17 protein-coding genes and 1 tRNA gene are annotated in these 20956 nt (G+C 61.5%); 6 read left to right on the top strand and 12 right to left on the bottom strand.

The genetic code is table 11. The features are described 5' to 3' along the window. Window positions 1-145 precede the first annotated feature (145 nt). Window positions 146-230 (bottom strand) — tRNA-Leu (locus tag ACRQHG_RS08300). Window positions 231-512: 282 nt separating this feature from the next. On the opposite strand from ACRQHG_RS08300, the gene ACRQHG_RS08295 reads away from it, so the two are divergent. Beyond that, entirely contained in the window at window positions 513-2537 is a 2025-nt protein-coding gene (locus ACRQHG_RS08295; protein WP_435713569.1) for a M3 family metallopeptidase, read from the top strand. A 194-nt stretch (window positions 2538-2731) separates the two neighbouring features. Next, window positions 2732-3784: a GNAT family N-acetyltransferase gene (locus ACRQHG_RS08290; protein ID WP_435713570.1), complete on the top strand. Its 1053-nt coding sequence runs from the start codon at window positions 2732-2734 to the stop codon at window positions 3782-3784. Here ACRQHG_RS08290 and ACRQHG_RS08285 read toward each other — a convergent pair. The 4 genes from ACRQHG_RS08285 to imuA' all read right to left on the bottom strand — a co-directional run bounded on the left by ACRQHG_RS08285 (window position 3781) and on the right by imuA' (window position 10250). Beyond that, window positions 3781-4245 (bottom strand): hypothetical protein, encoded by a 465-nt coding sequence (locus tag ACRQHG_RS08285; RefSeq protein ID WP_435713571.1) that lies wholly within the window; start codon window positions 4243-4245, stop codon window positions 3781-3783. The genes ACRQHG_RS08290 and ACRQHG_RS08285 overlap by 4 nt on opposite strands. Before the next feature lie 151 nt (window positions 4246-4396). Beyond that, entirely contained in the window at window positions 4397-7648 is a 3252-nt protein-coding gene (locus tag ACRQHG_RS08280; RefSeq protein WP_435713572.1) for an error-prone DNA polymerase, read from the bottom strand. Between the two features lie 2 nt (window positions 7649-7650). Then, window positions 7651-9381, bottom strand: coding sequence for a Y-family DNA polymerase (locus ACRQHG_RS08275; protein ID WP_435719923.1), 1731 nt, complete (start codon window positions 9379-9381; stop codon window positions 7651-7653). Continuing rightward, window positions 9381-10250 (bottom strand): DnaE2-dependent mutagenesis accessory factor ImuA', encoded by an 870-nt coding sequence (gene imuA' / locus ACRQHG_RS08270; protein WP_435713574.1) that lies wholly within the window; start codon window positions 10248-10250, stop codon window positions 9381-9383. Before imuA' ends, ACRQHG_RS08275 begins: the two co-directional genes overlap by 1 nt. A gap of 87 nt (window positions 10251-10337) precedes the next feature. Between imuA' and ACRQHG_RS08265 the strand changes: the two genes are divergently transcribed. Next, entirely contained in the window at window positions 10338-10811 is a 474-nt protein-coding gene (locus tag ACRQHG_RS08265) for a tRNA (cytidine(34)-2'-O)-methyltransferase (RefSeq protein ID WP_026429304.1), read from the top strand. Window positions 10812-10941: 130 nt separating this feature from the next. On the opposite strand, the gene ACRQHG_RS08260 is transcribed toward ACRQHG_RS08265, so the two are convergent. From ACRQHG_RS08260 to glgA, 6 genes are all read right to left on the bottom strand, one after another. Beyond that, a complete protein-coding gene (locus tag ACRQHG_RS08260) occupies window positions 10942-11238 on the bottom strand; it encodes a helix-turn-helix transcriptional regulator (RefSeq protein ID WP_051278575.1) in 297 nt (98 codons plus the stop codon). A gap of 234 nt (window positions 11239-11472) precedes the next feature. Further along, complete coding sequence (locus tag ACRQHG_RS08255) at window positions 11473-12330, bottom strand: TrmH family RNA methyltransferase (protein ID WP_435713575.1); 858 nt, start codon at window positions 12328-12330, stop codon at window positions 11473-11475. 137 nt (window positions 12331-12467) lie between these two features. Then, window positions 12468-13559, bottom strand: coding sequence for an SPFH domain-containing protein (locus tag ACRQHG_RS08250; RefSeq protein ID WP_435713576.1), 1092 nt, complete (start codon window positions 13557-13559; stop codon window positions 12468-12470). A 65-nt stretch (window positions 13560-13624) separates the two neighbouring features. Then, the gene (locus ACRQHG_RS08245; protein ID WP_435713577.1) at window positions 13625-14047 is read right to left on the bottom strand and encodes an NfeD family protein; all 423 of its coding nucleotides are present in this window, start codon (window positions 14045-14047) and stop codon (window positions 13625-13627) included. 189 nt (window positions 14048-14236) lie between these two features. Further along, window positions 14237-15022 (bottom strand): ABC transporter ATP-binding protein, encoded by a 786-nt coding sequence (locus ACRQHG_RS08240; RefSeq protein WP_435713578.1) that lies wholly within the window; start codon window positions 15020-15022, stop codon window positions 14237-14239. 35 nt (window positions 15023-15057) lie between these two features. After that, window positions 15058-16305 (bottom strand): glycogen synthase, encoded by a 1248-nt coding sequence (gene glgA, locus ACRQHG_RS08235; RefSeq protein WP_435713597.1) that lies wholly within the window; start codon window positions 16303-16305, stop codon window positions 15058-15060. A 198-nt stretch (window positions 16306-16503) separates the two neighbouring features. Here glgA and glgC point away from each other — a divergent pair, with 198 nt between their 5' ends. Continuing rightward, window positions 16504-17754, top strand: coding sequence for a glucose-1-phosphate adenylyltransferase (gene glgC, locus ACRQHG_RS08230; RefSeq protein ID WP_035277237.1), 1251 nt, complete (start codon window positions 16504-16506; stop codon window positions 17752-17754). Window positions 17755-17854: 100 nt separating this feature from the next. On the opposite strand, the gene ACRQHG_RS08225 is transcribed toward glgC, so the two are convergent. Beyond that, window positions 17855-19468: an ABC-F family ATP-binding cassette domain-containing protein gene (locus ACRQHG_RS08225; protein WP_435713579.1), complete on the bottom strand. Its 1614-nt coding sequence runs from the start codon at window positions 19466-19468 to the stop codon at window positions 17855-17857. A 172-nt stretch (window positions 19469-19640) separates the two neighbouring features. Here ACRQHG_RS08225 and ACRQHG_RS08220 point away from each other — a divergent pair, with 172 nt between their 5' ends. Then, window positions 19641-19961: a hypothetical protein gene (locus ACRQHG_RS08220; protein WP_284890151.1), complete on the top strand. Its 321-nt coding sequence runs from the start codon at window positions 19641-19643 to the stop codon at window positions 19959-19961. 46 nt (window positions 19962-20007) lie between these two features. Then, window positions 20008-20901 (top strand): KPN_02809 family neutral zinc metallopeptidase, encoded by an 894-nt coding sequence (gene ypfJ, locus ACRQHG_RS08215; RefSeq protein ID WP_435713580.1) that lies wholly within the window; start codon window positions 20008-20010, stop codon window positions 20899-20901. The last annotated feature ends 55 nt before the right edge of the window (window positions 20902-20956 follow it).

Below are 20956 nucleotides of genomic sequence, written 5' to 3'. Positions count from 1 at the left end.
GGTCTGAACATCCGTAAAGGCCGGATCGGGAGCTAACGACACGCCGTCATTAGACCCACTTTTTGTCTATTAACCCGCATGCAGCTAGGCGCGCACCCGGGCATGCGAAAAGCCCCGGATGTAGATTTCCAGGGCTTTCTCACCGTGCGCGGAGGGGGACTTGAACCCCCACCCTCTATACGAGGACTAGCACCTCAAGCTAGCGCGTCTGCCTATTCCGCCACCCGCGCGGTGATTGTTATCCAGCACGCCGTGCTGAGCAACAGAGAAGAATCTACCAGGCCCGCGCCCACTTTTTCAAATCATGCGGCCGGGAGCAGGTGTGATTCCACTTACGCACGGCTGGCGCACGGCTGGCGCACGGCTGGCGCACGGCTGGCGCACGTCCTAGCGCGGGTCCTGGCCCAAGCGCTGGCGCGGGCTGTGCGGGTACCTATAGCGCGGGCCACGTCGGCAGCTTGATTGCGGGCCGTGCTGGTACTTGTTCGGCCCGGCCCGCTACCGTTAAGCCTATGAGTACTCTCTTACCTGATTTTTCGCATGTGACCCCGGCATCCCAACTTGCCAGGGTCCTTGATTTGATGGAGCACCAGCGCGGCGTCGTCGCCTCTCTTCTCGAGGTTACCGAGGCGCCCACCGTTGAAAATTTCTTGCGCCCCTTTGAACTCTCCGGTGCTGAGCTTGAGGTGGAAGCCTCGATTTTCTACACCTATTGTTCTTCGATTGGCGGGGCGGAGTGGGATCGGGTTGAGGCCGAGCTCAGCCCGAAGATGACCGCGCACGAGGACGCGCTGTACATGGATCCGCGGTTGTACCGGCGTTTTGAGCAGCTGTGCCAGGCGGATCTGGATCCGGAAACCGCGTATACCGCCCACGAGCACCTCAAGCGCTGCCAGCAATCCGGCGCCGGGCTCGACGAGGCCGCGCGCGGTGAACTGGCCGCTATTAATAACCGCATGGCCGAGCTTTCAACCGAGATCGGCCAGCGTATCGTGCAGGCCGGCCTGGATGACGCGGTGGAGTTCACCGAAGCGGAACTGAGCGGGCTTTCGGCTTCGCAGCGCGAAGGCCTGGCCGGGGAGGCCGCAGCCGCGGATAGCTCGGCCGCCTATCTCGCCACGCTGCGCCTGCCCACCCAGCAGCCCTTGCTGGATAATTTGGACGACGCCGCAGCCCGCGCCCGCCTCCTGGATGCGTCCCTGCGGCGTTGCGATGGTCATGACGCGGCCACCGATACCCGCGAGTCGATTCTGGAACTGGTGCGGCTGCGGGCCCGGGCCGCCAAGCTGCTCGGCTACCCGAACCATGCCGCCTACGTGGCCGCGAATTCTTCGGCCGGGACGCTGGAAAATATCGATGCGCTCCTCTCCCCCATGATGGCGCCCATTGCCCGCAATGTTGCTGCCGAAGCTGAGGAGCTGGCCGCCTTCGTCAAGGAACGCTGGGGGAAGGAGAGCTTCACCGCCAGCGATTGGGTGCGGGCGCAGAATCAGGCGCGCGCTGAAAAGTTCAGCATTGATGATGAGGCCCTCACTCCGTATCTCGAGCTCGATAACGTGTTGGAGAAGGGTGTTTTCTATGCGGCTAATAGGCTCTACGGCCTGACTTTCACCTGCACTGAAGAACATGGGTACACCGATGACGTGATCGTGTGGAAGGTTGCCGAAGAAGACGGCACTTTCCTCGGTTACTTCCTGGGCGATTACTACGCGCGGCCCGGTAAGCGCGGGGGTGCGTGGATGCACGCTATCGTGCAGAAATCCGCGGAGGGCTCCCCCGCTTCGGTTATCTGCAATAACCTCAATATCACCAAGCCGGCTCCCGGCGAACCTACCTTGCTGAGCTGGGACGAAGTGGAAACTGCTTTCCATGAATTCGGGCATGCACTGCACGGTTTCCTCTCCGATGTGCGCTGGCCTTCGGTGGCCGGAACGAATGTTCCGCGTGATTTTGTGGAGTACCCCTCCCAGGTCAATGAGATTTGGGCCCGGCACCCGCAGGTGCTCTCGCGTTACGCTCGCCACTACCAGACCGGTGAGGTGCTGCCCGCAGCCCAAACCGAGGCGCTTGTTGCGTCGCGCGGCTACGGGGCCGGCTTCCGCATGTGCGAAATCGAGCAGGCGGTGCTTTTGGATCAGGCCTGGCATCGCCTCGGTGAAGCCGACGTGCCGGCCAGCCCCGCGGAGTTCGAAGCCTTCGAGGAGAAGGCTTTGCAGGCCACGGGCGTGCAGCATGACCTGGTGCCCCCGCGTTACCGCAGTGCCTACTTCAATCACGTTTTCTCCGGTGGGTATTCTGCCGGGTACTACTCCTACACCTGGTGCGAGGCCCTGGATGCGGATACGGTGGCGTGGTTCCAGAACGACGCCGCACGCGAGGGCGATCTTGGCTTGAATCGCCAGGCTGGCGAGAAGTTGCGCCGCGAGGTTCTCTCGCGGGGTAATTCGCGTGATCCGAAGGAGTCCTTCGCGGCGCTGCTCGGGCGAGATGTGGATGCCACCGCGCTGCTCAAGCGGCACGGACTGCTGGAGAGCTAAGCGTCTAAGCGTACTGCGTGAGCTCTGAGCTCTGAGCTCTGAGCTCAGCGGCCTTTGCGGCACCACGGTGATGCTCGAGAGGAAGCACCGGAGGGCGCCTGAAAAGGCGTCCGGGAGCTGGCGCGAGGCCCGAACTGTGTGGCGGTTCGGGCCTCGCGTTTTTGTAGGCTTGCTGGCCTGCGTACACTAAAGCCATGCAGGAGTTCACACTAACCACGCCGTCGTACTTTCTTAGCGCTCCGCGCCCCGCGGATGAAACCGCGCTGGCCACCATCTGCGCGGACCCGGATATTCAACGCTGGACCACGATCCCTGCCGGCTATTCACGCTCGGATGCGCAAGCGTTCATCACCGAGTTCGCGCCGCAGAAGTGGGCAGAAGGTTCGCCGGTATGGTTGATCCGCCGCGGGCCTGAATCCGCCCCGCTGGGCTGCGTGCAGGTGGATGTGACCGGAAACGGGCGCATCGGCCGGCTCGGTTTTTGGGCCGCCAAAGAGGCTCGCAATACCGGGATGGTGACGGAGGCAGTTCGCACCGTCCTGGAGTATTTCTTCGATAAGACCGAGCTGGCGGCGATGCACTGGGATTGTGAAGTGCAGGGCTCGGATATCAATTGGGCGTCGGCGAAGGTCGCCTGGAAGCTCGGGTTTTCTTTCATCGGTATCCGACCGGCCGTCACCGTAAATAAGGGCGAGGTTTACGGCCTGTTCCAAGCAACTCTCCAGCGCGGGGATGCCATGGCACCCGCGCACGCCTGGTTTGGCCCCGGTGAGAAGCATCCGGCTTTTCCCGATCCGCGCCGCCCAGAGGATCTGGTGCGCCAATTCCACGAAACGTACGCGCTTCCTATTGTCACCGACGGGCCGAATGCGGATCGGCCGCGCCTGCCCATGCGTATGTCCCTTATCGCGGAGGAATTTACCGAATTGGTGACGGCCGCCTACGGGAAGGCGGCCGGTGAACAGATCAGCGCGGCTTTCGCGCGGGCTGTTGATCTCGATGACGAAACCCGGGATATCGTTGAGATTTCTGATGCACTCGCAGATTTGGTGTACGTGATTTACGGGATGGCTCTGGAACTGGGCATTCCTATGGCCGATGTGCTTGCCGAGGTGCAGGCCTCGAATTTGTCGAAACTCGGGGCGGACGGGCGGCCGATTTACCGGGAAGACGGCAAGGTCCTCAAGGGCCCGAATTTCTTCAATCCGGATATTCCGCGGGCTTTGGGGCTCTCCCCGCGCGATTAGCTCGCACTCCCGTCGTCGTCAATAATGGCGTCTTCAATGTAATCGCTGAGGCTGGCGGAGAGAATCTGTTGGGATAGCACGTCGATCCGCTTGGAGAGCTTGCGCCGTTCGGTGAGCCGCTGCGCGCGGGCCATGGCGTCGAGGACGGGGATGGCCCGTTCGATGGAGTCGAGTTCGGCGCGCCACGCCGCGGCTTTTTCGGCAATGTCAGCGGTGTTGGCCGAGGCGTAGAGAAAGGTGACGTGTTCTTTGAGGATCTCGATGCGGCCGCTGAGGCTGTGCGCGTCCCGCTCATTCGGCTTTTTCCCGGCAAGTTGATGCATGCGGTCCTGGAGTTTGGAAGCAATCTGCGGATTCTCGCGGATGAGGGCGCGCAGTTGCGGTCCGTAACGCGTGATCACGAAAACGATGGCGGGGCCGATCCGACGCGCAAGCCGCAACAGTGCCCGATATTTACCCATAACCTTGTGCCTCCAGATTCTGTGCGGGTGATGCTCCAGTTCGAGAGCAACTTCCGTTATCGTATCGATTGTTCGCGGCCGGTTGCGTTCTTTTCGCTAAGAGGTTTTAAGCGACGACGCCGCTGCTCCCGCCCCCAGCCCTGCCGCGCGGCTAGCGGAAATCCCGGGAGGGCAGGTTGATCCCGAGCGGGATAGTTTCGATTCCATCCGCGTGGAAAACAGCGGCTCCGCCATCGCGTTCGACCATCCCGCGGATCACCAGGGCGTTCGAGGTGCGCGCAATTTCCCGATAGCGTTCCCATAGCTGCGGGGTGATGAGGACGTTGAGCATCCCGGTTTCGTCCTCAAGGTTGAGGAAGGTGATTCCTTTCGCGGTATGGGGACGCTGGCGGTGGGTAACCAGTCCGGCCACTTTGCACCGGCTTTTTTCAGGGTGCATGGCTGCTGCGAACACCGTGAGGATCCCACGCGCGGTGAGGGCCGGGCGAATGAATTGCGTCGGGTAGGAATCGGGAGAAATTCCGGTGGCGCGCAGGTCCGCATGGGATTGTTCCACGGCGGTGAGGGCCGGGAGCTCGGGCACCGCACCGAAAGGTTCGGTTCCGGGGATCGCGGGCTGATATGTGGTGCCGTGTGCTACCTCAGCATTACTCACTGCCTGGGCTATCCAGACACCTTCCCGCCTGCTTACGCCCAAACTGTCTGTGGCTCCGGCACAGGAAAGAATCTCAATATCTGCTGTTTTCAGCCGGGCGCGCTGCGCTAGGTCAGCGAGGTCACGGAAGGGTGCACGGGCGCGGGCCGTGAGGATTCGCTGTGTGGCCGCACTCCCGAGGCCCTTGATGCCGCTGAGCCCGAGCTGGAGGTAGCGGCGGCTATCCACGTGGATACGCGGGTGTTCCCGTTTCGGACGATCTTGCGTATCGGGTAGTTCTTCCACGCTGGCGTGTTCGTGCGAACGCGTGACATCGGCCCGCCGTACCACGAGGCGATGCCGCCTCGCATCGGCAACGAGGGATTGCGGGGAGTAAAAGCCCATCGGTTGCGCATTGAGCAGACCCATATAGAACTCTTCCGGGTGGTGAACTTTCAGCCAGGCGGAAGCATAAACGAGGTAGGCGAAGGAAAAGGCGTGGGATTCGGGGAAACCGAATTCGGCGAAGGCGGCGAGTTTCTCATAGATCTCCGCACGCACCTCCGGATCAGTTATCCCCTGTTTTTCCATACCTTCCATGAGTTGGCCGCGCAGGCGTTCCATGCGGGCTGCGGAGCGTTTCGAGCCCATGGCCTTGCGGAGTTGGTCGGCCTGTGCGGGGGTGAATCCTGCGGCGTCGATGGCAATATGCATGAGTTGTTCTTGGAAGAGCGGAACCCCCAGGGTTTTTTCCAGCGCGTTTTTCAGGAGCGGGTGCGGATAGCTCACTTTTTCTTTCCCCTGTTTGCGCCGCAGATAGGGATTGACGGATCCGCCTTGGATGGGGCCGGGGCGGATGAGAGCCACCTCGATAACCAGATCGTAGAAGCATTCGGGTTTCAGGCGCGGCAGGGTAGCGATCTGCGCGCGGGATTCCACCTGGAAGACTCCGACGGTATCGGCTGCTTGGAGGAGGGTATATACCTCCGGATCCTCCGCGGGCACATTATGCAAACTGAGGGGCTGGCCGTTGGGTGCGAGAATCCCGCGGCGGGTGAGTTCGGTGAAGCTGATACGCAAGGCGGTGAGCATTCCGAGCCCGAGAAGATCGAATTTCACGAGCCCGGCGGTCGCGCAATCGTCTTTATCCCATTGCAGTACTGTTCTTCCCGGTTTGGATGCCCACCCTACCGGGCATACATCAATAACCGGGCGGTCACAGAGCACCATTCCGGAGGAGTGGATTCCCAGATGCCGCGGGAGCTGCTGTATGCGGGTAGCCAGCGCAGCGACGCGTTCGGGTAGCCCGGCGGGCTGGGGCTGGGCGCCACTGCCCCGGCTGATACTGCGATGGTGGAATGCTGATGCCCATTGGTCGATATGACCTTCCGGGTATCCGAAGGCGCGGGCCACATCTCTGATAGCAGAGCGAGGCCGATAGGAGATGACATTGGCGACCTGGGCCGCGCAGGAACGCCCGTACCGTTCGTATACATGCTGGATGACTTCTTCGCGGCGTGAGGATTCGATATCAATATCGATATCGGGTGGCCCCGAGCGCCCCGGGGATAAAAATCGCTCGAAAAGCATGGCGTGTTTCACGGCATCGACCGCGGTGATTCCCAGGGCGAAGCATACGGCGGAGTTCGCGGCCGAGCCGCGCCCCTGACACCAAATATTGCGCGAGTGGCAAAAGTCCACTATTTCTTCCACGATGAGGAAATATCCGGGGAAACCCAGCTGGGTAATGACCTCGAGTTCATGCTCGATTACTTCCCAGGCACGCGGGTAGTCCGCCGGTGTTCCGTAACGTTCGCGGGCTTTGCGCAGCACCAGTTCCCTCAGCCAGGTGGCTTCGGTATAGCCTTCCGGGACCGGGAACGGGGGAAGATTCGGCTTGACGAGGGAGAGGTCAAAGGCGCATTCTTCGGCGATGCGGGCTGCGGCTTCCAGGTAGCGTTCGCGCCCGCGGTGCAGGATGCGCCAGTCGTGGCCGGAGCGCAAATAGGCCCCGGCGGCGGGAAGGTAGGGATCTATCTCATCGAGGGTGCGGCGGGCCCGAGTGGCGGCGAATATATCGGCAATTGGGCGGTCGGCGGGATGCGCGTAGTGGACGTTTCCGGTTACCGCCGCGCGAACTCCGGTTTCCCGGGCCAGTTCTTCGAGAAGGTCACATCGCTGTGCGTCAAGTGGCCCGGCGTGGGAGGTGAGTTCCACGACGACGTTATCTTTCCCGAAGGTGCTGATAAGAAGCTCAAGTTCTTGCCGGGCGGCGCGGCGGGCCTCGCTGCCGCGCTGGGTGTCAAGAATGCGGCGGAGTGCGCTTTTGCGGCAGCCGCCGGTGAGGACGAGAATATCGCCATTATTGCGGGCAAGCTGAGCCAGCGTATGGTGCGCGATTCCTTTTGCACCGCTGGCGAGCATGGCCGTTCCGATAGCGCGGGAGAGGTGCTGGTATCCGGCCGGAGTGCGGGCAAGGAAAACAAGATGCTCACCTTCCGGATCCGGGCCTTCGCGCGGCTGGGTGCTATTCAGCGTTATTTCGGTGCCGGTGATGGTGGGGAGGCCGGTATCTCGCCCGACTTGCGCGAGCTGCATGACGCCGGGAAAACCATTGTGATCGGTGAGGGCGAGGGCTTCGATACGCAGATCCAGGCAGCCTTGCACGAGGTCTTCGGGCAAGCTGGCTCCGTCAAGAAAACTGAAAGCCGAGTGGGCATGCAGTTCCGCATACGGGACATAGGGAGAGCTAGTGATAAGAGTTGTCATGGCTAGATGTAGCTGGCAGCAAGGTACCAGCGCTCCTGTTCTCTATAGAGAAGTACCGCCCCGGTGGTGGTGACCGCTTGGATATAGGCACGCCGGGTGGGGCGCGCCCACCAGCGTTGTTCGCTCACCCAGGGGCCGGCGTAGTCGAGTACCGTGAGGGAATCTTCCACGCCGAAAAGCGCGCGGAGTGATGCGGTGGAAGGCCCGGCGCTGCCCGCTGATGAGGCAGGGCCCGCGAGTGAGGCAGCATGGCCCGCTGATGAGGCAGCGTGCCTTGCGGGCAAAGCCGCACCGATGAGGGAAGCCGCGCCGGTGCGGGAAGCCGCTCGGATAGTAGCCGGATATGGCCGCTGGCACTCCCCCGGGCAGTGCAATGCGGTAGTTGCAGCAATAGCGAGTGGCTGCCCACAGGTACATAGCACCGCCACCGGATAGGGAGTGCGTAGGAACTGTACCGGGGCGGGTTCGGGCAACCGGCCCGGCCAGGGAAGCCCAGCCCGGGAGGTATCTACCGCCTGGCCCCAGGGGATTTCTTGTATATCTTCTTCGGGGAGGCGCCCACCCACCCGGCGGGGTACCCGCACGTATTCTTCACCGAGAAGGCTTTGGAGGCGGTGAGCCCCGCGCGCCGCTGCCGCATCGCTGGTGGTGCGCGTACCCCAGAGGGGCGCCGGGTGGTTGCCCGCGGGAGTAATATCCCGGGCTATCAGTTCTAATTGGGTAATACCTCCGCGGGTTTCCGCTGGAGCTTCGCTGGCATCATGCGGCTGTGCTATCCAGGCGGAAATTTGCCACCGCACCCGATCCACCACATCTTCTTGGGTGAGAAGTTCGAGGTGCCAGCTGCGTGTCATTACTTCTCCGGAGGCGGCTCCCGCCCGGATATCCAGGCGTGCGGAGCCAGCTGCACCGGCACGCATTTTTGTTTCTAGTTGCCCGGCGAGATTACGCGCGGCAAAAACCGCGTGTTCCGCGTGGCTCAGGGGCGGATCAAAGGTAGCTACCACAGATATATCACGGGTATCCGGGGTTGCTTCATGTGCGGGCAGGGTGCGCGCTGTGGCCAGATCCCACATATATTGCCCGATATTCCCGAAACGCGTGACGAGAGAACGCTGCCCCAGCCCGATAACATCCGCGATAGTGGTGATACCCAGATCATGAAGTAGTTCCACGCAATCGCGGAGCGCGGGGCGGGTTGCTGACGTTGCGGCAAGAAGGAAAAGCGAGATTGGTTGGCTGGCCAATGCTTGTTCGGAGGCGCCCGGAGCGATAATGCGCGAGGTGCGCGCCGCCCACAGGCTAGGAAGGGTTCCTTCTGCGATTCCAACCCGGGCTTCACACCCGGCGGCATCAACGATATCCCCCACGATGCTTTCGCATAGGCGTTCTTCTCCGCCTGCGGTGCGCGCCGGGCCCGCGGCTGAAAAGATAACCACTCCCGGTTCCAGCATCGAGAAGCGCGCCACTCGATTGGAGATAGCGCGCAGCACCGGGTCGAAGAAACGTAGCTCACGCGCCCCGTCACGTTGAATAACGGTGCATTGCGGTACGAGAGATTGCAGTTGCCGGGTGGGCATATCAACCCGGGCGCCTTTCTGCCAGGCCCAGATATTGAGGCTGGCCACCCGGTGGTGTTCCACGGCCGCGACGGGATTTTCTCTGCTCACGATCCCCGCCATTTCGGCTGCGATAATGGGCCAGTGAGGAACCCAGACTGTTGCCTGACGCATTATTCCCCGCACCTCCCCCGCGCATCGGTAACCGGTACCAAACGAAGCCCGGTTCCGGGAGCCTGGTCACCCGGGATCCGGCGCGCGGGCGCCGCGCGGCGCGAAGCGACGCCGTGCATACCCGGGGCGACCTCATTCAAAGCCGGAGCGGCCTCATTCAAAGCTGGAGTAGCTTCGCGTGCAGATGGCACCGCCCGCAAGCCCGCAGCCGGATGCCAGCCGGTAGCATCCCACGCAATCCGCAGGCGCACGCCATGCGCGGAGCGGAGTTCCACGGTGATATGCGCGATATGCCCGCTTCCACTAGCCGGGCCCGTCACCGATTCATAGCGTGCATTCACCCGATCCCGCACCTGCCAATTTTCCGCAATAAGCAGAGTTTCCCGGTTACGGGCCCGCTGCGCGAGCCGGCGCTGTTCCCGCGTATCTAGGCGCAGCGCGCTCCCCACAATCACCACGTCAAAAAGATCGATAGCGGCCGAAAGCGCCGCCCCGCTCCGAGCCGGAGGGAGGTAGGGAATAGTAACAATCCGATTGAGATCACTGCCTAAACCAGCGCAGGCTTCCCAGCCCATATCAGGCACGCCCAGATAGATGCACCACGCACCTTGTGCGCTTACCAGGGAGGCCACCAGAGCCAGCGCAATGCGCGAACCGCTAACTCCGAGCGTCATCCCCGGGGCTAGACCCCGCGGGAAAAGTGGAGAAAGTTCCGGTGGGAGATCCCAGCTATTCCCGCCCGACTGCGGTTGTACCTGCGGTTGCGAGCCGGCTAATCCCACCGCGGATTCCGCACGGGCAAGCGCGGCCCGCGCGGCAGCTAATTTCTGCGCACCCATAGCACCCCCACACAACACATTAGAACGCATGTTCGATTTTACGGTACGGCTTTACTCTACCGAAGGGATACGACACAAAAATCGCGCGCGAAATTCTTGGGCGAGTACCCTGGACGGGTGCTTCATATTGTTTTCTTTGAGCCGCGCATTCCCGGTAATACCGGCGCGGCCATTCGCCTAGCGGCGTGTACCGGTGCTACTTTGCACCTGATTGAGCCCCTCGGTTTTGATTTTTCTGACGCCCATCTCAAACGCGCCGGCTTGGATTACCATGACCTTGCCAACCTCGTTATTCACCCGAATTTTGAGGAGTTTCTCACCAGCGCGCCCGATGCTCGCATCTTTGCTTTTACCGGTCATACCCAAAATAACTTCGCCGAAGTCTCCTACCAGCCCGAGGACTATCTCCTTTTCGGGCCTGAACCAACCGGGTTGCCCGCGCGCGTCGTCGCCCACGAACGTATTACCGCGGCGGTGCGCATACCGATGCTCCCCCACCTGCGGTCTCTTAATCTTGCGAATGCGGCATCCATCGCCGTGTACGAAGCCTGGCGCCAGCTCGGATACCCCGGCGCCGCCCAATTTTCCTAAGAATTTTCCGGGCACGCCTCAACCAGCTGCCCACGCGCACATTAAGCGCACGCCGCACACGGCCCCAAGCTAGCGGCTGCCCGCATCCGGGCAATACCCCTCCCGCCGCGCTACAGCACCATAGGACTAGCTATAAGCCTTCTTCGCGAAGCGCCTGATCGTAGAGGCGCTCAGCTTCGCCGAGGAGTTCCCCGGCGGACATCTCCAGCGCCCGCGCCAATTGGAGCAGCGTGCGTAGCTGCGGATTCGACGGCTTTCCGGTTTTATGATCGGAACGCCCACTTTCTAACGATTGCAACGTGGTGCGATTGAGATTGGCGCGCAAAGCGAGATCTTCTTGCGACATTCCCAGGCTTTCACGCCGGTCACGTACTGTTTTCGCCAAGCGCCACGCGACGAGCGAATCAATTTGGGAACTGTCCTGCACCCTTCCACTTTCGTCGTGCGTAGCACCTTCTTTCCACCGGGTATACCCGGCATTAACAGTAATTATTTTCTCAAGGGCCTGCTCTACCTGCCGTTTTGTTGCGCTCGGCTTCCCTCAGTTCTGCGTTTCCTTTAGCTCCACGCTTCCCTTAGTTTCGCGACAATCCCGCACAATCCCGAGCCACTATCACAGCAGTCCCGCTTCCCTTCCGGCCCACTCCCCCTTCACTCCCCCTCAGTCGCGGGTGCGCAGCGCCCAGCAAGCCACCGCGCTCGCCGCGGCCACATTGAGGGAATCCACGTGCCCGGCCATGGGAATAATGACCCGGGTACCCGCGCTCGCGACGGTGCGCGCGCTCAGGCCGTCCCCTTCTGTTCCGAGAATAAGCGCGACCCGCGAATCCGGGGCGAGCACATCAGCGCGGTTCGCGAAATCGTCCAGAGTTTCGGCGTCGTCCTCCAACGCTAAAGCGGCCGTAATGAAACCAAGACCGTGCAATTTTTCGATACTGCGCGGCCACTCGTGAATCCGCGTCCACGGCACCTGAAACACGGTCCCCATGGACACCCGCACCGAGCGTCGATACAGCGGATCGGCGCACGTATCGGTCACCAGCACCGCATCGACCCCGAGCCCGGCGCAGGAACGGAAAATAGCGCCCACGTTTGTGTGGTCCACCAGTCCTTCTAGAACGACGACGCGCCGCGCGCCCCGCCCCTCGCGTGCCTGCGCTAGCAGCGTTGCCACATCGGCCAATTCCGGGCGGTGCATCGCGGCCAGGGCGCCCCGATGGACTTTGAAGCCGGTTACTGCCTGGAGCATCTCATCGGTACCCACGTAGATGGGTGCCGCCGCTCCGTCCACTTCCCAGCCGCAGCGCTCCAAGCAGGCTTGCAAATCCGGGAGCCAGCGCGGGGAGGTGAGGAAGGAACGCGGCTGGTGGCCGGCCTGCAAAGCCCGCTCAATAACTTTCGTTGATTCGGCCATATACACCCCGCGCTCGGGTTCGAGTAAGCGGCGCAGGTGCACATCGGTAAGCCGGAAATAATCATCAAGTTCGGGAGCGGCAACGTTATCGAGGTAAATCAACACATAGCAAGCGTGCCACCACGCCGGTATCGGATACAAATGACCGGGGCCGCCCCGCGCGTTGTGTACAGCGGGCGGCCCCGGCCACTTATCGATATCAAGCTCGGTGATTCCACACGCCGGTGAGCTTGTTTTTTCGCTTAGTTCTTCGGGATCTGGTTGGGATCGGAAACGGAACCGCGCGCATCATCAACAGCGCGATTGGCTTCCCCGCGCGCATCGGCCAGCGCCGAATCAATATCGGGGAGGGTGGTTTCCTTGAGAACATCAGCCACATCGGCCGCGTTCTCAAAATCGACCCCGGTGGGTCCGGCCGGGCTGGCGTCATCTCCCCCGCCGCTGCGGCCCCCGCCGAAGCCCTTCTGCACCGCGTCGAGCGCGGCGGTGAGCTCGGTAGGAACAATCCACAGCTTCGAGGACTGCGAATTGGCGATCTGCGGCAGCGTCTTAATGTATTCGTAGGAGAGCAGCTTCGGATCGGCATTGCCCTTGTGGATCGCGTCGAAGACCTGAAGAATAGCGCGGGATTCACCCTGGGCCTTGAGGACGGTTGCCTGAGCTTGACCTTCAGCCTTGAGAATAGCCGATTGCTTTTCACCTTCAGCGGTCAAAATCTGGGACTGCTTGATACCTTCCGCGGTGAGAATCGCGGCGCGGCGGTCACGTTCGGCCTTCATCTGCTGTTCCATCGCGCCCTGAACGGTAGCCGGCGGGTCAATCGCCTTGAGTTCCACGCGGGACACGCGAATACCCCAACGCCCGGTGGCATCGTCCAGCACGCTGCGAAGCTGGTCGTTAATACGGTCACGGCCGGTCAGGGCCTGTTCCATATCCATGGTGCCGATGATGTTACGCAAGGTGGTGACGGCCAGCTGCTCAATACCGGTCATCGGGTCGGCAATTTCGTAGGTTGCGGAATACGCGTTTGTCACCTGGTAGTAGATAACCGTGTCAATGGAGACGTTGATGTTATCGGAGGTAATAACCGGCTGGGGCGGGAAAGGCACCACTTGCTCACGCATATCGATGCGCTGGCGTACCGCGTCGAAGAACGGCACCAGGAAATGCAGCCCCGGTTGCAGCACGGAATGGTAGCGGCCCAGGCGTTCCACAACCACCTGGTAGCCTTGCTGCACCTTGATGACGGAACGGAACACCGCCACCACCACAAGGAGAAGGAGTAAGAGCAGGAGCACGCCAATAACCGTGCTCGCGTTGATATCAGCATCCATGATTTTTCCTTTGTGCCGCTAGGCGGCCTCGGTGACTTTTCGGTGGTACGTGAAGCAGATAAAACTTATGATTCCGGGGTCACGATTGCGGTGGCACCGTCAATTGCTTGCACAAGTACGACGCCGCCCTCCGGGATGCGCCCCTCGGTAGTGCGTGCAGTCCATTCATCTCCGCCAATTTTCACGCGCCCGCCGCGCTCGGTAATCTCCGTGAGTGCGTAAGCACGCCGACCCACCTGCGCCTCCACATTGCCGACGGCAGCGCCGCGCGGGTTGATGTGGCGGCGCGCCCAGGGACGGGCGAAAAACAAGAGGATCAGAGCGAAAATTCCGTATGCGATGATCTGGATCCACAGGATGTCTGTTCCCAAGGCCACTCCCGCGGTGGCCAGGGCAGCTAGCCCCAGCATAAGGAAAGTGAAATCGAGGGTAAACATCTCAACAATTGCGAGTGCCAACCCGGCGATGACCCAAATTTGCCACGTCATTGTTCTCCCTTTCCTGAGAGTTCCACCCAGCCGGTTTTCCGGCTCCGGGCCTCTTCGTCCTCTGGTGCCATGCTACCGGACACCCTGCGCCTCGGATATACCGAGCGGAAAATCTACTGAGCGCGGAATATCGGGCTATTCCGCCCGCGAAATAGCCCGGGCTACGGATATACCGAGCGCCAGATTCCCCTAGCGGGCAGCGCGCGCGGTATACCGGCCCGCGTTTTCTTCCACCCGGAGTGGATAATCAAATGCCTGTGAGAGCTGCGCGGAAGTCAGAACTTCCGCTAGCGGCCCGGCCGCCACCACACCGCCCGCTTTGAGGAGCAGCATATGGGTAAAGCCGACCGGGATTTCCTCCACGTGGTGGGTAACCAGCAGCATCGCCGGGGCGTACGCCGCTCCGGCCAGCCGCGAGAGGGTGGCCAGCAGGCGTTCGCGCCCACCCAGATCCAGGCCCGAGGTCGGTTCATCCAGAATAAGGACTTCCGGATTGGGCATGAGGGCCCGCGCGATCCCTAAGCGTTTACGTTCCCCGGAAGATAGGTGCGCAACTTTACGATCCTCGAGGTCCCGTAAACCGAGCCTGCGCAACATAGCGCGGGCGCGGGCGTCATCTGCGGCGTCGTACTCCTCATTCCAGGCGGCCAGGTGCCCGTAGGCGGCGGTGCGCACCGCTTGGAAAACGGTTTCACCCCCGGGGATGCGGGCATCAATCCCGGCTGAGGTTACGCCCACGGCGCTGCGCAGCTCCCGCACGTCCACCGTGCCGAGGCGTTCGCCCATGAGCTCAACGCTTCCCGAACTGGGGAAGAGCCGCGCGGCGGCCACCTGTATGAGCGTGGTTTTCCCGGCACCGTTGGGCCCGAAAATCACCCAGCGTTCCCCGGAATTAACATCCCAGGATACCGAGCGGAGGATTTCCGTAGCCCCGCGGCGCAGCGATACATCTTTCAAAGACAGCACGTCACCCATGGTTCTAGAATAGCGTGCCGCTACGACATAACCGGTTAGCGCCGCGGATAGTTATCCACGAGTTCGCGGTAGAACTCCATGGTTTTTTCGCCGATAGCTTCCCAGGAGAAGTGGTCCTCCACCCGGCGCCGGCCGGCCAGGCCCATCTGCGCGGCTCGCTCCTGATCGGAGCACACCTCGTTGAGAGCCGCGGCCAGATCTGCCTCGAATTGCTCGGGGTTGAGCGGGGTGCCGGTGCCGTCCTGAGCCTGTTCGATAGGAACGAGCAGCCCGGTGGTTCCGTGCACGATGCAATCGGGAATTCCCCCGGTTTCGGTGCCGACCACCGGAAGCCCCACCGCCATCGCCTCCAGGTTAACAATGCCGAGCGGCTCATAAATGGAGGGGGTGACAAAGGTGGTGCAGCACGATTCCAGGGCGACGATGCGATCCTGGCTGAGCATATCGTCAATCCAGACCACGCCTTCGCGTTCGGCCTGCAGCTTCGCCACCAGCGCCTTTGTTTCCTCCAAGATTTCGGGAGTATCGGGAGCCCCGGCGCACAGCACTACCTGCACGCCCTTATCTACCTGGCGCAGCGCGCGCAGCAGCCCCGGCACGCCCTTCTGGCGGGTAATGCGCCCAACGAACATAATGGTGGGGCGATCCGGATCCAGACCGTAGCTGGCGAAATACCGGCGGGCATCTTCTTTTTCCGCGCTGCTTTCCGGAGCCTTCCAGGTAGTCAAATCAATACCGTTATGAATCACCCGCACCCGCTCGGGCGCAATATTCGGGTAGCAGCGCAAAATATCGGAGCGCATCGCGTGCGATACCGCCACGATTCCGGCCGCGGATTCGTACGCGGTTTTTTCCACCCAGGAGCTCAGCTGGTAGCCGCCCCCGAGCTGTTCGCGTTTCCACGGGCGCAACGGTTCCAGGGAATGCGCGGAAATCACATGCGGAATACCGTAAAGAATCGAAGCGATATGCCCGGCGAAATTCGCGTACCAGGTGTGGGAATGCACCAGATCCGCACCTTCCACATCCGTGACCATATTGAGATCAACACCCATGGTGCGCACGGCAGCGTTCGCGCCCTCAAGTTCCTTGAGGTAGTCATAGCCTTCCAGCGATACGCCCGCGGGAACGTCTTTGTTCTCAGAAGGTGCGCGCGGACCATCAAAAGCACGCACGTGAATATCAGCATGCTGGGCGAGCACACGGGAGAGCTCGGTCACGTGAACTCCCGCTCCTCCGTACACATGCGGGGGGTATTCGCGAGTAAGTAAATCAATGCGCATGGTTGCCTCCGGCTTCTTCGCCGCCGTCCGCTTCCCCACGAAGCGGATCATGCGAGCGTACTACCTCAAGGGTAACCCACCACCCCCGGAAACACAGCCGCGGGCCCCATTTATCCACAGCGTGGACCGGCGCCCGACTTGTCCACCTACCTTCCGGAAGCGGGTGTTCAACTTCACGTTTTACGGTACGCTGTAGTCATGAGGAGAGATTTACGCGTTCTGGCCATCGTCCTTGCGGGAGGCGAAGGCAAGCGTTTAATGCCGCTCACTGAAGATCGAGCGAAACCCGCGGTTCCTTTCGGGGGCATTTACCGGCTGATCGACTTCGCGCTGAGTAACATCGTGAATTCTGGATACCTCCAGATCATCGTGCTTACCCAGTACAAGTCGCATTCGCTGGATCGTCATATTACGAGAACCTGGCGTATGTCCAACCTCTTGGGCAATTATGTGGCCCCGGTTCCCGCCCAGCAGCGGCGCGGCAAGGGGTGGTTCTCCGGTAGTGCGGATGCCATTTACCAGTCCATGAACGTCATCGATGATGAACGGCCCGATGTTGTGCTCGTAACCGGAGCAGACAATATCTACCGCATGGACTTCTCCCAGATGATGGACCAGCATGTGGAATCCGGTTTTGACCTAACCATTGCCGGTATTCGCCAGCCGCTGGAACTGGCCCCCTCCTTCGGTGTTATTGATGTGGATGCGGAGAACCACCAGAAGGTTTCCCGTTTCCTGGAAAAGCCGCAGGATACAAGCGGTTTGGGCCTGGAAGAAGCCCCGGATCAGTTCCTGGCCTCCATGGGCAATTACATTTTCAATACTGACGCGCTGGTTGAGGCCCTCCAGAATGATGCCGCGGATCCCAGTTCCGCCCATGATATGGGTGGCAGCATTGTTCCGCGGTTCGTGGAAGCCGGTAATTGCGGCGTCTACGATTTCACCTATAACCGTATCCCCGGTGAAGGTGAACGGGATAAGGACTACTGGCGTGACGTGGGTACTATTGACGCCTACTACGCGGCGAATATGGATCTTATTTCCGTTACCCCGGATTTCAACCTGTACAACGAGCGCTGGCCGATCCTGACCGGCTACACCGGGCTGCCGCCCGCAAAATTCGTATACGGGCATCACGAACGCCTCGGGCACGCCCTGGATTCCATTGTTTCCCCCGGTGTTATCGTCTCCGGTGGCGAAGTGATCGGATCGGTGCTCTCCCCCGGGGTGCGGGTGAATTCCTGGTCCTCGGTGCGTGAATCGGTGCTGCTCGACGGCGTCAACGTAGGCCGCAATGCCACCGTTATTCGTGCCATCGTGGATAAGAATGTCCAGATTGAAGAAGGCGCGCAGCTGGGTGTCAATCACGATTACGACCGCGAACGCGGTTTCTACGTCTCGGAAGGCGGCGTGGTTGTGGTTCCCAAGAATGCGGTGGTGCGCCGCTAAGCGGTTGTGCGCCTGAGTTATTCAGTGGTTGCACCGCCTGCCTAGCTTCAGGCTAGTATGTGTGCCCGGTATCGGTTTTCCGGTACCGGGCACACCCGCGCTAGGCGAGGGACACCAACTCCAGATAGTCGTCGCTCCACAAATCTTCGTCCCCGTCCGGGAGGAGAAGCACACGCTCGGGATTGAGCGCGGTCACGGCACCTTCATCATGCGTGACCAGCACGACGGCGCCTTCGTACTTGCCCAGGGCGCCAAGGATTTTCTCCCGGGAGGCCGGGTCAAGATTATTGGTTGGTTCGTCCAGCAACAGCACATTGGCGCGCGAAACCACCAGCATGGCCAAAGCCAGGCGGGTCTTTTCACCGCCGGAGAGGACGCGGGCGGGCTTATCGGCGTCGTCACCCGAAAACAAAAAGGAACCGAGCACGGTACGTAAGCCTGTTTCGTCGAACTCCGGGGCGACGTAACGCAAATTATCAACCACAGTTTTATCCGTATCGATAAAATCGTGTTCCTGCGCGTAATAGCCCAGTTTGAGGCCGTGCCCGGGGAGAACTTCACCGGTATCCGGGGTTTCCGTTCCGTACAGTAAACGCAACAGCGTGGTTTTGCCCGCGCCGTTGAGACCAAGAACGACGACGCGCGAACCGCGGTCAATCGCCAGGTCAACGCCGGTGAACACCTCCAGCGAACCGTAGGATTTCGACAGGCCCCGGGCCCGCAGCGGTGTTTTCCCGCAGGGGGCCGGCTCGGGGAAACGTAGCGCTGCCACTTTGTCGTCCGCGCGTTCTTCTTCCAATCCCTCAAGAAGCTTCTCCGCGCGTTTCGCCATATTCTGAGCGGCAACCGCCTTCGTGGCCTTCGCGCGCATCTTATTAGCCTGCGCCAGCAAATGATCCGCTTTCTTTTCGGCATTGGCGCGCATCTGCCGGCGCCGGCGCTCATCGGTTTCGCGCTGCTTGAGGTAGGCCGACCAGCCCATCGCGTACTGGTCGAGGGCCGCCCGGTTGGCATCCAAATGCCATACCGCCGTCACCGTTTCTTCCAGCAGATCCACCGAGTGGGAAATCACCACGAAACCACCCGAATAATTCGCGAGGTAATCGCGCAACCACAGGAGAGAATCGTGGTCGAGGTGGTTGGTCGGTTCGTCCAGAAGTAGCGTATCTGCCTGGGAAAAAAGCACCCGCGCCAGATCGACGCGGCGGCGCTGCCCACCCGAGAGAGTCCCCAGCGGCTGGTTGAGGATGCGTTCGTCCAGGCCCAGAGCCGCGGCCATTTGGGAAGCCTGGGCATTGGCGCCCCAGCCCCCGGCCGCGGTGAACTCTTGATCCAGGCGCACGTAGCGTTCCATAGCTTTTTGCTGGCGGGTGCCGGTGCATTCGGCCATATCCTTTTCCGCCTTGCGGATGCGGCGGATCGTGGCGTCAATCCCGCGGGCCTCCAGGATACGATCCCGGGCAATCTGGTTCGGGTCCCCATCGTGAGTATCTTGCGGGAGGTAGGCGATGGTGCCGCTGCGGTGCAGGGTTCCTTCGTAATCAACGGCATCCGAGGTGGTGCCTTCGCCCGCCAGCAGGCGGGTCATCGTGGTTTTGCCCGCGCCATTGCGCCCCACCAAGCCCACGCGCATACCCTTGTGGACCTGAAAACTGGCGTGCTGGACAAGTTCACGCGTACCGATGCGAATCGTGAGATCAGAAGCCGTAATCACAAGGGCCTACTTTACCGAGAAAATCGCGTGCGGGCCGCATTGGCCGTCACGGTAGTGTGCCGCTGGCGTGCGCTGGTCAGGTCGCCTGTGCCGCCGATGGGCCTCGGCTTGCAGGTGGTGTCACGGCAGCGCGCCACTGGTGCCCGAGGCGTGCACGCGGGACAATGGAGAGGTGTCAACACCATCTTCAGCACCCGAACCGGATCCCGGCGAGCATCCGGAAACCCACGGCGCTTATGTGCTGCCCGTGGTGATATCCGTGTGCGCTGCGGCCTGCGTATTCCTCGGGCACGGCCGGCTGCTCGTTCAACTCCTCGCCTGGCTGGGCGCGGTGGCGGGCCTAGTCCTCACCGCCGTCACGCTCTCGCGCGAACAGCGTGCCACTCCCGGGCAGCTGCGCTTCCGCAAGGTGGCCGGATGGAGCTTCCTCGCCTGCCTCATCTGCGTGATCGTGGCGGCGCTTCCCCTCGGGTACGCTATCGCGCGGTATTAACGGAAAAGGGCCGCGGGGTCCGGGCCGGGAGGGTAGGCTCGAAGCCATGAGTGTTAACGACGGCGTGCGCCTCGACGGGGCGAGAGTACAAAATCGCGGACGCGGACGCGGTGCCATGATTGGCGGCGGCATGGGGCTCACCGGAATTATTATCGCCCTGGTCTGGTACATGGTCACCGGCACTCCCCCGCCGGCTGCTATCACCCAGGGCACCTCCCCTCAGGGCAGCTCCGCCCAGCAATCCACCACCTCCGATTTCGCGGAGAAGTGCCGTACCGGTGCGGATGCCAATGCTTCCACCGAGTGTTTTATGGTGGCGGTGGCCCAATCCCTCGATGCATTTTGGGAAAAGGAACTGCCCCGCGCGACGCGCACCCGCTATGACCTTCCTGGCTTCGCGCTCTTTTCTGAAGGGGTGAGCACCGGCTGTGGGAATGCCTCCAGTCAGGTGGGCCCTTTCTACTGCCCCGCCGATGGAACCGTCTACCTTGACACCACGTTCTTCGATGAACTGGAAGCTAATTTCGGGGCGGAGAACACCACCCTGGTTCAGGCCTATGTGGTCGGCCACGAATTCGGGCATCATATTCAGAATCTCACCGGGGTATTCGAGCGCGTCGATCCGCGCGATACCGGCCCGGATTCTTCGCAGGTGCGCTCGGAATTGCAGGCTGATTGCTACGCTGGCCTCTGGCTGCATCACGCCGCCAGCACCGTTGATCCGGCCAGCGGGATCCCGATTCTCAAAGTTCCCACCCGTGATCAGCTCGCCAGCGCGATTGATGCCGCTGCCGCGATTGGCGATGACCATATCCAAGAAAGCGCCGGCATGGATGTCAATCCGGAAAAGTTCTCCCACGGGTCATCTGCCCAGCGTATGGATGCACTAACAACCGGCTACGAAACAGGCGATTTCAACGCCTGCAATACCTGGCGCTAAAGAGGCGCTGGCGGAAGTGCGGCGTGCGCCCAGAGTTTTCTGGGCGCACGTGCGT

The organism is Actinotignum vesiculae, assembly GCF_051267215.1.
Lineage (GTDB): Bacteria > Actinomycetota > Actinomycetes > Actinomycetales > Actinomycetaceae > Actinotignum > Actinotignum schaalii.
This window is presented reverse-complemented; position numbering and strand designations above follow the sequence as displayed.